The sequence below is a fragment of the Bacillus sp. 2CMS4F genome (genome assembly GCF_023161785.1).
Classification (GTDB): Bacteria; Bacillota; Bacilli; order Bacillales; family Bacillaceae; genus Bacillus; species Bacillus halotolerans.
Map to the genome: position 1 here is coordinate 1 of NZ_JALNTO010000022.1, position 11,731 is coordinate 11,731.

The window sequence follows — 11,731 nt, forward strand, 5'->3', positions numbered from 1 at the left end:
CTGTATCTAAAATACAATAAGCATCTAAAGAAACAAAAAAAGCTTGTAGAAAAAACATCGTTTTCTCTACAAGCTGAAGACCTTTGTCCTGTACAAAGGTCTTTTTTGTTACAGATTTATAGTACTTTTATTTCAATTTCGTAAAATGTAACAAAATTACTTGACGTAAACAAGTTATGTATATATACTAGCTTACATTAAGTAAGTGATAACATTTATCAAGGAGGATAAAAATGAATAAATCATTTGAAATTGGCACATTACTTTTAAGAGTCATCACAGGTATTATCTTTTTTGTTCACGGTTTATCAAAGTTTCAGGCAATGGAGGGCACGATCCAATTTTTCGGCAGCATAGGCCTTCCAAGCTTTATGGCGTATGTCATCGCAGCGATTGAACTCGTTGGCGGAGTGCTCGTCTTTTTCGGATTGGCTACACGTATTGTAGGTGTTCTGTTTGCTCTTACGCTGATCGGCGCCATCATCACAGTGAAGCTGAAAGCGCCATTCATGGGCAATGCAGAATTTGATTACCTTCTGCTTTTGACATCCATTCACCTGGCGCTTACTGGAAGCAGATTCCTGGCACTGGACCCATTTGTGTTTAAAGCAAAAAAGAACGAAAACGTATCAGCATAAGAAAAGAGGCATACAGCATGACCAGCATTCATGAGGATACAACCATTGGCTATGTCAAACTCACAATCCGCAGTCTGGAGCGTTCCCTTCAGTTCTACTGCAACGTGATCGGCTTTCAAGTCTTGAATAAGACGGACCGCCAAGCTGAATTAACGGCTGACGGAAAACGCCCCCTGCTTATTCTGGAAGAAAATCCAAGCGCTGTCGTCTTGCCTGAACGCACGGTAACGGGCCTCTATCACTTTGCGATTCTGCTTCCCAACAGAAAGGAACTTGGTATCGCGCTCGCCCGCTTGATTGAAAACGGGATTGCCCTAGGACAGGGAGACCACGCTGTCAGCGAGGCGCTCTATCTCTCTGATCCTGACGGAAACGGAATTGAAATGTACGCTGACCGCCCCCGCAGCACTTGGCAGCGGGATCGTGAAGGAAACTACGTCATGACAACAACAGCTGTCGACATCGAGGGCCTTTTGGAAGAGGCCGGAGAAGAGCGGAAAACAACACTTCCAAACGGTACGGTCATCGGGCACATTCATCTGCATGTCAGCGATCTGAAAGAAGCAAAAGCGTTTTACACAGATGTGCTGGGCTTTGACCTTGTCGGAGACTATGCGGGCATGTCTGCTCTCTTCGTTTCAGCCGGAGGCTACCACCACCATATCGGCTTAAACATCTGGGCTGGGAAACATGCGCCGCCTAAGCCGGCAAATGCGAGCGGGCTCGACTATTACACCGTTGTCCTGCCTCATCAGGAGGAACTCAAACGTGTGGCGGACCGAGTCAAAAACGCTGGATATTCGCTTGAAGAAACGGAAAACCATTTTCTTGTGAAAGATCCTGTCTCCGGAGCACATATCAAATTTGTGATTTAACTGTCATCCCTTTGCCGTAAAAAATGGCAGGGGGTTTTTTTATTTCTGTCCGCCTTGTTATGATGGGAGAACCAACTTGTTAGGAGGCGTTTACATGGAACTCAACCACCTTGTGACGGGCAAAATAGCATTAAATCAATATGTGCATCGCTTAGAGCAAAAGGATGTTTCATTTTACGTCCACTATTGGGGAGCGATGACGAACCACTATAACACACTGCTTCATAAGCATTCCTTTTATGAAATTTGTTACGTCGTAAGAGGTGAAGGATATTACCTTGAAGGCGATCGTACATATCCGCTTCGTGAACAGACGATTTTTTTGTCAAAGCCGGAGCATTTGCACCAAATCAAAAGTGAAACAGGGCTGTTCCTTTTTTACGTCGCTTTCGAGCTGAGCGAGGATCAGTCAAGCGCCGAGTGGATCAAAGTGATGGAAGAAGTGAAACAAAGCCCCTTTATCACAATGCAATTGAAAGATGGCGAACCGCCGGGCCTGCTTTGGAAAACGTTAATGCTGCAAGCAGCGCAGCCTGTCAATGCTTTTGACAAAGAGATCCTATCTCATTTGTCGCATGCATTGATCCTGTCATTAATCCAAACCTTTCTCCCGTCCGCCCATCGCCCGAAACAAAAGCAGCCCATTCACACATCTTCTGCTTTGCTGACAGAGGTGAAACTGCACATAAAAGACAATCTGTCACAGCCGTTAAAGCTGACGGATGTCGCCAGCCACTTTCATATCTCAGGGAGGCACTTATCACGTTTATTTGCAGCAGAACTGGGCGTCAGCTACTCAGAATTTGTCCAAAATGAAAAAATAAACAAAGCTGCCGAGCTGCTGAAATCAACGAATCTATCGATTAAAGAAGTAGCGGAAGAAATCGGTTTCTCAGTACATTATTTCACTCGCATATTTTCCGCCAAAATCGGCAGCTCACCAGGGCTTTTCCGCTCCCTTTATAAAGATTCAAAAATGACCGCATTTCAAATCAATAAACCTTTTCAAAAAATCGTACAGGCCAAGCCGCACGAATAAGATGTCCTGAAATGACAAAACAATGTCTTCATATGATAAAGACGCGAGAAATCTCGTTGTCTTATAATCATTTTAGAAAGCGGTTACAACAATGGGTGTTGCTGAAGGAGGGATGCATTGGCTTATGCTTGGTGTCGGGTGCTCTGCCATTCTTGAAAGAAGGGGAAGAAAGCCGTGAGTACAAAAAAGAAAGAGGCTGTAAAAGCAAAAGAAAGCTTAGCTCATAAAGGGCTTTTACGAACGATTACATTGGTATCTACATTCGACGGCCTGTTGTTCGGTTATGATACGGGTGTCATTAATGGGGCACTTCCTTTTATGGCAACTGCAGGTCAACTCAATCTTACACCTGTTACAGAAGGACTGGTTGCGAGTTCCCTGCTTCTCGGGGCAGCCTTCGGGGCGATGTTTGGAGGACGTCTGTCCGATCGGCACGGCCGCCGAAAAACGATCCTTTATTTAGTCTTACTCTAGCGATTCTATTTGTGAAAAAATATGTGCCTAGACAAAAGGGCGGTCACTTGAACAGCTTGAGCATTCCTTTCGCCAGTATGGCCGCCGCGCTGATCAGGAAATCCAAAATCAAACGACTCACTTATCGTAATCTGCAGATATGAGGAGGAATCTATCAATGAAACTATCTTATGTAACAGACAGCTTAGGACATTTGCCTTTTGAAGAAATGCTCGATTTTGCCGCGGAGCTTGGCATTGATACGCTTGAAATGACAACCGGAGGCTGGTCGCCTGCGCCTCACTTGAATCTTGATGAACTGCTGCAAAGCAGCCACAAAAGAGAAGAGTTTTCAGCAGCGCTGGAAAAGCGGAATATGGCACTTTGCGCTTTAAACTGCTCGGGGAATCCTTTGGATCCAGGCGAACTGGGCAAATTGCACAGAGAAGTAACGGACAAAACGCTGGAGCTGGCTGGATTATTAGGCGTCAAAAAAGTGATCATGATGAGCGGCCTGCCAGCCGGCGGCCCGGACGACAAAGTGCCGAACTGGATCACATACACAGTGAGCTGGCCTCCCGTTTTAAAAGATATCCTCAACTATCAATGGGAGGAGGTTGCGATTCCTTATTGGAAGGAGCTTGTCCAAAAAGCGGAAGCCTGCGGTGTTGAAAAAATCGCGCTTGAAAATTTCAGCTCTCAATTAGTCTATAATCCTGAGACTCTCTTTCGGCTCAGAAATGCAGTCGGCCCGATGGTCGGTTTGAATCTTGATCCGAGCCATTTATTATGGATGGGCGCAGACCCGATCATCGCAGCAAGGGAGCTCGGAGAAGCCATTCACCATGTTCATGGGAAAGATGTCAGAATTGAAAGACATTTAGCTGCGGTTAACGGGCTGTTAGAAACAAAAGAAGTGACAGATCCTGCAAACCGGGCATGGAATTATGTAGCTGTCGGCTGCGGACAGGATTTACAGTGGTGGAAGGAATTTTTTTCAGTCATAAAAATGATGGGGTATGACGGTGAGGTTTCCTTAGAAATGGAGGACTTAACGATGTCACCGGAAGCGGGCATCCGCACATCGATAGAAGCTTTAAAACAAACCATCAGCCAATAGGAGGTTTTCATAATGCTAAATGGAGAAAGAATCATTTCAAAACCGCTGCGCTGGGCAATGGTAGGCGGCGGGCGGCTCAGCCAGGTTGGATATAAACATCGTATTGGAGCGCTGAGAGACAATACTGCCTTTCAATTAACCGCAGGCGCCTTTGATATCAATGCCGAAAGAGGAAAAGACTTCGGGGTGAACCTCGGAGTGGATGCGGAACGCTGTTATCCTGACTATCAAACAATGTTTGCGGAGGAAGCGAAAAGAGAGGATGGCATAGAGGTTGTATCGATTGCTACGCCGAACGGCACTCATTATGAGATCTGTAAGGCGGCGCTTGAAGCAGATCTGCATGTCATTTGTGAAAAACCGCTGTTCTTCACTTCAGAAGAGGGCTATGAAATCAAAGCGCTCGCAGAGAAAAAAGGGAGAATTGTCGGCGTGACATACGGTTTTTCCGGCAATCAAATGCTCCTTCAAATGCGTGCGATGATTGAGCAGGGCAAGATCGGCGATATTCGTGTGGTTGACTTGCAGTACACACACGGTTTTTGTGCGGCAGATGAAGGCGAAAACATAAGCGCTGCACAGAAATGGCGTGTCGACCCTGCGATCGCCGGGCCAAGCTTTGTGCTGGGCGATTTATCTACCCACACGTATTATATGTCGCAGCTCATTATGCCGCAGATGAAAATCAAAGAACTGCTGTGTGACCGCCAAAGCTTCGTCGGCAGCCGAGCGCCGCTGGAGGACAACGCACATGTGCTCATGCATTATGAAAACGGAGCGGTCGGAACGATGTGGACATCATCAATCAATGCCGGGTGTATGGATGGCCATAGAATCCGGATTGTCGGCTCAAAAGCAAGCATCGAATGGTGGGACAGCAAGCCAAACGAACTAACGTATGAAGTGCAGGGAGAGCCGATTCAGACACTCGTTCGCGGCATGCCGTATTTGGACGGTGCGTGCAGTGCTGATGAACGTCTGGGCGCCTTGCACAGCGAAGGGCTGTCAGACGCGTGGGCCAATATTTATCTTAAGTTTGCCGTTGCGATTGAAGCGAAAAACCGCGAAGATCAAGAAACCTTGAACAACTTGGTGTATCCTGACATTGATGCAGGAATCGAGGGCATCCGCTGGATTGAGAATTGCGTGCGTTCAGCAGACCAAGGATCAGTCTGGGTTGAATTTAAATAAATAAACGAAAGCGCCGCATATGACATTAAGTTCATATGCGGTTTTTATTTTCCAGAAACTCCTGTCAAAAATGACCTGAGGCAGGTATGATAAGAAAGGAATTGGGTAACGGGAGTGATGAGCGTGAAGGCTCTTATATTTACTAGGATTTTCACCTTAATGGTAAGTTGTTCGGTTTACTTTTTTCTTGTAAAAGATGACCGCTGGTTTGAGTATTTGTTCATAGCTGCGGGTGCGGGTGTTTTCTTAGCAAATCATCTTATATTAAGAGTAGAGAAATATGGCATCTTGTTTTGCCTGATTGATATTGCAGTTGGCTTTTCGTTCGGTTTCATGTTTCCGGGTACAGGTTTATATATCACATTGCTCAGCCCGGTTGCTGTTACCTTTTTTTTGAAAGGGTTTGACCGGAAAACAGTATGGTCTGTCCTTTGTTTTTGTTTTATCATGTGGCTGATTGTGCTCATTCGTACATATCGTATGTTCGGCGATGAATATGTGATGGATCATTGTATCAGCATGACATTCGTTGTCTTTTGCGGAGTTGTCGGTAAATTAATCCGCAAGCTGTTGGATACGCAGGAAACGGCAAAACAGCAGTTTCAGGAACTGACGGAGTCACACTTGGCGCTGTCTGCTGCGCACCAGGAGCTGCATTTATATGCGAAGCAGGTTGAAGAACTGACTGCCATTCATGAGCGGAACAGAATGGCAAGGGACATCCATGATACAGTCGGGCATAAAATGACGGCGCTCCTCGTCCAGCTGCAGCTTCTGCGTGAATGGCAAAAAAGAGACAGCCAAAAAGCGGAGGAGACAGTCGGCGTCTGTGAAACGCTCGCCCGTGAAGCGCTTGATGATGTCCGCTTATCAGTGCGCACCCTGCAAACGGAAAACGATCCTTCATTAATCGAAACGCTGAAACAGCTGACAGAAGACTTTTACAAGAATGCGGGAATCACAACCGATTTTGCGGTCAGCGGTGATCCGGCGATGATCCCGCTGTCTCTTCATCCGACTCTGGTCAGAACAGTGCAGGAAGCGCTGACCAATGCTAAACGGCACGGCGGCGCCACAGCCTGTTCGATACAGCTTGCCTGCACAACGGACAGCATCAGCCTTGTCATTAAGGATGACGGCAAAGGAAATCCCGACGCGGCACTTGGTTTTGGTCTCTTGAATATGAAAAAGCGGGCGGCCGAACATGGCGGGATGATCCGTTTTGAAAGCGAGCGGGATCAAGGATTTACCGTGATTGCCGAATTTTCTTTGGCCAATAAAAAATGGAGCTTCGGACCCGCGCAGCAAAAGGAGAGTTTATCATGATTAAAATCATCATTACCGACGATCAGGATATCGTCAGAGAAGGGCTGGCGTCTCTGCTTCAGCTCCGGGAAGAGCTCGATGTCATCGCCACGGCGCGAAACGGACAGGAAGCCTTTGAAAAGGCGAAAGAGCTGGAGCCGGATATCGTATTGATGGACATCCGCATGCCGGTGTCCAACGGGGTGGAGGGAACAAAATTGATCACCAGCTCGCTGCCGGGCGTAAAGGTGCTGATGCTGACGACCTTTAAAGATTCAGAGCTGATTGCCGAAGCGCTTGAAGAAGGGGCAAGCGGGTACCTGTTAAAGGACATGTCAGCCGATACGATTGTGAAAGCGGTGATGACTGTTCAATCAGGAGGAATGGTGCTGCCGCCGGAACTCACAGCCCAAATGCTGAATGAATGGAAACGGGAAAAACAGCTGAAAGGAACGGAAGAGAAAGAACAACCGAAGGAGCTGCTCGACCTGACTGAGCGTGAGATGGAAGTGCTGGCTGAGCTCGGGTACGGGCTGAACAATAAAGAAATTGCCGAAAAGCTGTACATTACAGAAGGCACAGTGAAAAATCACGTGTCAAACATTATCAGCAAACTGTCAGTCAGAGACAGAACCCAAGCCGCCATTTATTCCGTCAGACATGGCGTATCTGTCTTTTGATAGATGACGTTTGGCATATGCGTTGCCCTGAAAAGGCCTGTCACAGGCCTTTTTTTTATGCCCGATGTTCTATCCGGCGCCACATGTTTCACGCCTCAATCTCTTCTACAATGGCAATGGGATAAAAAAAGGAGTGAAACGGCGTGCTTCAAGCAGAAAATATCAAAAAGGCATACGGAAAAAAAACAATTGTCAAAGGAATCTCTTTTTCCTTGAGAAAGGGTGAGTCGTTCGGACTTCTCGGACCGAACGGAGCGGGGAAGTCCACAACCATTTCTATGATTTCCGGACTTGTGCCGCTTGACGGAGGGGAGATTACAGTCGGCGGGTATGTCATCGGCAAAGACACGAACAAAGCCAAACAAAAAATCGGCATCGTCCCGCAGGAAATCGCCCTGTACCCGACACTGACGGCTCAAGAAAATCTCGTATTCTGGGGGAAAATGTATGGACTCACGCATGGAGAGGCCAAAAAAAGATCAGCAGAAGTCCTTGAATATGTAGGGCTTACTGAGCGGGCTAAAGATAAAATCGAAACATTCTCCGGCGGAATGAAACGGAGAATTAACATCGGCGCCGCCCTTATGCATAAGCCTGAGCTGCTTATCATGGATGAACCGACCGTCGGCATCGACCCTCAATCGAGAAATCATATTTTAGAAACGGTCAAACAGCTCAACGAAACAGGCATGACCGTGATCTATACGAGTCACTACATGGAAGAGGTCGAGTATTTATGTGACCGGATCGGCATTATTGATCAGGGAGAAATGATTGCGATCGGCACAAAAAACGACTTGTGCAGCCGTCTTGGAGGAGACACGATCATCCAGATGACTGTCAGCGGGGCAGATGAAGGATTTCTTTCAGCTGTCCGCTCGCTTGCCTATGTGAATGATGTAACAGTGAATGAATCAGAGCTCAAAATTGAGGTTGCTGCGGCGCACCATGAGAAAGTAGTCACCGGCCTGCTCACGGAAGCCCCTGCCCATCAAACGAATCTCCTGTCTCTTCAGGTTCAGGAACCAAATCTGGAACGGCTGTTTCTGAATCTGACAGGCCGCACATTGCGGGATTAGGAGGGGCGACGATGAAAAAAGCAATATGGATTGCATGGAAAGATGTCAAAATCAGAATCACGGACAAAAAAGGGTTTATGATGCTTATCCTAATGCCGCTGATCTTAACAGCCATATTAGGGACCGCTCTTGGATCAATCCTTGGCGGAGGCAGCGAGATTGATGAAATCAAAGTCGGCTATGTCCAGTCTGATCAGTCAGGCGCGTCGAAGATGTTTAAAACAGATGTACTTGAAAAAATGAAGATGATCAAGGTCACAGAAGCCGGCAGTAAAAAGGAAATGAAAAAGCTGCTGGCGGAAAAGAAAATGGATGTCGGAATTGCCGTCCCGGCACATTGGGGATCCGGCAAGAAACCGGCCGCTGTTTATGCTGTCACTGATCAGGAATTAAAAAGCTCTATCATAGAAACGGCTGCAGTGTCTTTTATAGACCAATACAAGGCGGTACGAGAAGCGGCATCCGCCTCGATGGAATATGTCACCAAGACGGAAGCTGTAAAACAAGGAAAGCTCAATCCTTCCCTCATAGCAGAAAATCTTGCTAAGACGCTTGAAAAAGAAGCGGGTGCCAGGCTTGCTGTTACTGAGAAATCAGTCGGCGTAAAAGAAGTTACCAGTTTTCAATACTATTCGGCGGCAATGCTTTGCATGTTTATGCTGTTTCATATGACGGTCGGCGCGAAATCATTTTTGCTGGAAAAGGAAACAGAAACCCTTGCCAGACTGCTAATGACGCCTGCACAAAAATACGCCATTCTCTTCGGGAAGTGGCTCGGAACCTATTTGTTTGCCATTATACAATTTTTCATTTTTCTTATTGTGACCATCAATATATTTGATGTGGACTGGGGAGACAATCTCTTGTTTGTGTGCGTGCTGGGGCTTTCCTTCGCAGCAGCTGTATCCGGCATTTCAATGCTTCTTGCTTCGTGCATCAGCGATATAAAGTCAGCAGATGTTTTAGGAGGTTTTGGAATTCAGGTGCTTGCTGTTCTCGGCGGTTCTATGCTTCCGTTTTATCAATTTCCGAATTTTCTGCAATCTGTTTCAAAGGCGGTGCCAAATCGATGGGCGCTCGAGGGCTTTCTTTCCTTAATGGAGGGGGGAGGCTGGGCTGAACTTCAAACGCCGGTCCTTCTTTTTGCGGCAATCAGTCTTTGTTCACTGGCTGTTGGCATCAGAAGGCTTCACACAAGATAAGGAGGTAAAACACGGTGAAAAAAATCATAGCCATTTGCGGCGTTGAGCTTTCTCTCATTTTTAAGAAGCCGCAGAACTATTTAATGATGTTCGCTGCCCCGCTGCTGCTGACCTTTGTATTCGGCGGTCTGCTCGGCGGAAATGATGATAAGGTGCGGCTTGCGATCGTCGATCAGGATGACACGCTTCTTTCACAGCATTATATCCGGGAGCTCAAGCAACATGATGATATGTATACATTTCAAACGATGACTAAAAGCAAAGCTTCAGAAAAACTGAAACAAAAGAAAATTGCCGGAGTCATCACCCTTTCCCGCTCTTTCCAAGAGAAGCTGGAAAAAGGAGAGAAGCCGGAGCTGGTCTTCAGCCACGGTCCAGAGCTGACAGAAGCGCCAGTCGCTAAACAGTATGCCGAAAGCAAGCTGGCAAAGCTCAACATTCAGGTAACCGCGGCAAAAACAGCTGCCGAGGCGGCGGGGGAAAGCTGGAAATCGGCTTATAAAACGGTAATCGCCAAAGACTATGAAGATAGCGCCCCAGCTGTAGAACGGGAATCTCTCAATGATAAAAAAGAAGGCAAGGGCGTAAGTGACACAGCTTCGCGAGCTGCAGGCTTTTCCATTCTGTTTGTGATGCTGACAATGATGGGGGCAGCGGGCACGATATTAGAAGCGCGAAAAAGCGGCGTCTGGCCGAGACTGCTCACCGCGTCTGTCAGCCGCGCGGAAATCGGAGCGGGGTATGTGCTGTCGTTCTTTGTGATAGGCTGGATTCAATTTGGAATGCTGCTTCTCGCATCCCATTGGCTGTTCGGAATCAGCTGGGGCAATCCGGCTGCACTGATCGTGTTAGTATCCTTTTTTCTGTTAGCAGTCGTGGGCATCGGGCTGATGATTGCTGCCAATGTCAGAACACCAGAACAGCAGCTTGCTTTCGGCAACTTGTTCGTTATTGCGACGTGTATGGTGAGCGGAATGTATTGGCCGATAGAAATTGAGCCGAAGCTGATGCAGTCCATTGCTGACTTTCTCCCGCAAAAGTGGGCGATGAGCGGACTGACTGTAATTATCGCTAACGGGGCAACCATTACGGATATACTCGGCATTTGCGGCATCTTGCTTGCTTTTGCCGCCGTCACCTTCACAGCGGGGCTGAAAGCGCTCCGAACGTAAAAGCATCTGCCTTCAGGCAGATGCTTTTTATTATTATAATATCGTGTGTTCTGTCAGGTTCAGTCTATGTTCCAATTGTTGTTTGGCGGACGGCCGATAATGCTGTAACAGCCTTAAGGCCGCTCCTGGGTATCCTCTTGTATCATGGCTAAAATATGCTCCAGCCAGGATACGTAATTCTTTTCCCGTTCCAGCGCTTTTGTCAGTACCAGATAGTGGCCGAAATCCGGTGAAGAAAACGACATCGGCTCCGCTGAGGCCATTAGCTTTTCATAACTTCCTTGCAGATCAGCGAGCTTCTCCTTGCGCTTCAGCAGCTGGTCTGTAAACAAGTCGGCTGCCTCCTGGCGTGACAGAGAAGAAATGAAATAAGCCTTCAGCATAAATTCATCCTTCACTGTTTCCGGAATAGGGTGGTGGCGGGTCAGCCACACGTGAAGCTCCTGTTTTCCGCTGTCTGTTAGGGTATACATTTTTTTCTCAAGTTTTGTGCCCTGAATCGTTGTCCGGAATGTGATAAAACCTTCATCTGTCAGCTTTTTGAGCTCCGGATAAATCTGGCTGTGCTTGGCGCTCCAAAACTGGCCGAGCTCCGCTTTGAAATAACTTGTAATATCATATCCGCTCAATTCGCCTTTTCGTAAAAGCCCTAATATGGCATATTTTAATACTCTCATGCTGTCCTCCGTGTCTATGGCTGTTTTTGCAAAAAAGAAACTTTTTAAATTTCCTGCCGCCGCAAAATCGTATCGTTCTTTTCTCTTATACCGGCAAAACAAATGTGAATTCTTGTATAAAATAGTGAATGCCATCTATTCTCATGCCTAGCTTTCATCTGTTCCCTATATTATAGGAAAGGGAGACTGGGAACACAACCGTATGTCTCCTTACGCTTATAGTCCTTTCAAGTTTCTTTCGAGTGTATGGAAGACAACTGCCAATAGACAAATTTATGCTTTCATCAAAATAATAATGAA

General features: G+C 46.9%; 11 protein-coding genes and 1 pseudogene. 11 read left to right on the top strand and 1 reads right to left on the bottom strand.

All coding sequences use genetic code 11. From position 1 onward, the window contains the following. Positions 1–233: 233 nt before the first annotated feature. The 11 genes and pseudogenes from catD to lnrN all read left to right on the top strand — a co-directional run bounded on the left by catD (position 234) and on the right by lnrN (position 10,754). Positions 234–638: a DoxX family oxidoreductase CatD gene (gene catD / locus MTN95_RS20540; protein ID WP_024120620.1), complete on the top strand. Its 405-nt coding sequence runs from the start codon at positions 234–236 to the stop codon at positions 636–638. 17 nt (positions 639–655) lie between these two features. After that, positions 656–1,513 (top strand): catechol 2,3-dioxygenase, encoded by an 858-nt coding sequence (gene catE, locus MTN95_RS20545; protein ID WP_248339826.1) that lies wholly within the window; start codon positions 656–658, stop codon positions 1,511–1,513. Between the two features lie 94 nt (positions 1,514–1,607). Further along, the gene (locus MTN95_RS20550) at positions 1,608–2,552 is read left to right on the top strand and encodes an AraC family transcriptional regulator (protein WP_248339832.1); all 945 of its coding nucleotides are present in this window, start codon (positions 1,608–1,610) and stop codon (positions 2,550–2,552) included. A gap of 174 nt (positions 2,553–2,726) precedes the next feature. Then, positions 2,727–3,023, top strand: a pseudogene (locus tag MTN95_RS20555) (MFS transporter); the annotation flags it as partial. Between the two features lie 160 nt (positions 3,024–3,183). Further along, positions 3,184–4,125 (top strand): sugar phosphate isomerase/epimerase family protein, encoded by a 942-nt coding sequence (locus MTN95_RS20560; protein WP_105954846.1) that lies wholly within the window; start codon positions 3,184–3,186, stop codon positions 4,123–4,125. A gap of 9 nt (positions 4,126–4,134) precedes the next feature. Next, on the top strand, positions 4,135–5,316 hold the full coding sequence (locus tag MTN95_RS20565; protein ID WP_105954847.1) for a Gfo/Idh/MocA family protein: 1,182 nt from the start codon (positions 4,135–4,137) through the stop codon (positions 5,314–5,316). A 123-nt stretch (positions 5,317–5,439) separates the two neighbouring features. Further along, the gene (locus MTN95_RS20570) at positions 5,440–6,642 is read left to right on the top strand and encodes a sensor histidine kinase (protein ID WP_105954848.1); all 1,203 of its coding nucleotides are present in this window, start codon (positions 5,440–5,442) and stop codon (positions 6,640–6,642) included. Beyond that, positions 6,639–7,301, top strand: coding sequence for a response regulator transcription factor (gene lnrK, locus MTN95_RS20575; protein ID WP_248339841.1), 663 nt, complete (start codon positions 6,639–6,641; stop codon positions 7,299–7,301). The genes MTN95_RS20570 and lnrK overlap by 4 nt, the downstream gene beginning before the upstream one ends. Before the next feature lie 143 nt (positions 7,302–7,444). Next, the gene (locus MTN95_RS20580) at positions 7,445–8,380 is read left to right on the top strand and encodes an ABC transporter ATP-binding protein (protein ID WP_248339843.1); all 936 of its coding nucleotides are present in this window, start codon (positions 7,445–7,447) and stop codon (positions 8,378–8,380) included. An 11-nt stretch (positions 8,381–8,391) separates the two neighbouring features. Continuing rightward, positions 8,392–9,582, top strand: coding sequence for an ABC transporter permease (locus MTN95_RS20585; RefSeq protein ID WP_248339846.1), 1,191 nt, complete (start codon positions 8,392–8,394; stop codon positions 9,580–9,582). Between the two features lie 14 nt (positions 9,583–9,596). After that, positions 9,597–10,754 (top strand): linearmycin resistance permease LnrN, encoded by a 1,158-nt coding sequence (gene lnrN, locus MTN95_RS20590; RefSeq protein ID WP_248339852.1) that lies wholly within the window; start codon positions 9,597–9,599, stop codon positions 10,752–10,754. Positions 10,755–10,867: 113 nt separating this feature from the next. Here lnrN and MTN95_RS20595 read toward each other — a convergent pair whose 3' ends face one another. After that, positions 10,868–11,431, bottom strand: a complete 564-nt coding sequence (locus MTN95_RS20595; RefSeq protein WP_248339856.1) for a PadR family transcriptional regulator — start codon at positions 11,429–11,431, stop codon at positions 10,868–10,870. Positions 11,432–11,731 lie beyond the last annotated feature (300 nt).

What these genes read in the sequence shown, in the direction of transcription:
- MTN95_RS20560 (WP_105954846.1), top strand. Translation starts at nt 3,184, where the DNA reads ATGAAACTATCTTATGTAACAGACAGCTTAGGACATTTGCCTTTTGAA.
- MTN95_RS20595 (WP_248339856.1), bottom strand. Translation starts at nt 11,431, where the DNA reads ATGAGAGTATTAAAATATGCCATATTAGGGCTTTTACGAAAAGGCGAA.
- catD (WP_024120620.1), top strand. Translation starts at nt 234, where the DNA reads ATGAATAAATCATTTGAAATTGGCACATTACTTTTAAGAGTCATCACA.
- lnrK (WP_248339841.1), top strand. Translation starts at nt 6,639, where the DNA reads ATGATTAAAATCATCATTACCGACGATCAGGATATCGTCAGAGAAGGG.
- catE (WP_248339826.1), top strand. Translation starts at nt 656, where the DNA reads ATGACCAGCATTCATGAGGATACAACCATTGGCTATGTCAAACTCACA.
- MTN95_RS20550 (WP_248339832.1), top strand. Translation starts at nt 1,608, where the DNA reads ATGGAACTCAACCACCTTGTGACGGGCAAAATAGCATTAAATCAATAT.
- MTN95_RS20585 (WP_248339846.1), top strand. Translation starts at nt 8,392, where the DNA reads ATGAAAAAAGCAATATGGATTGCATGGAAAGATGTCAAAATCAGAATC.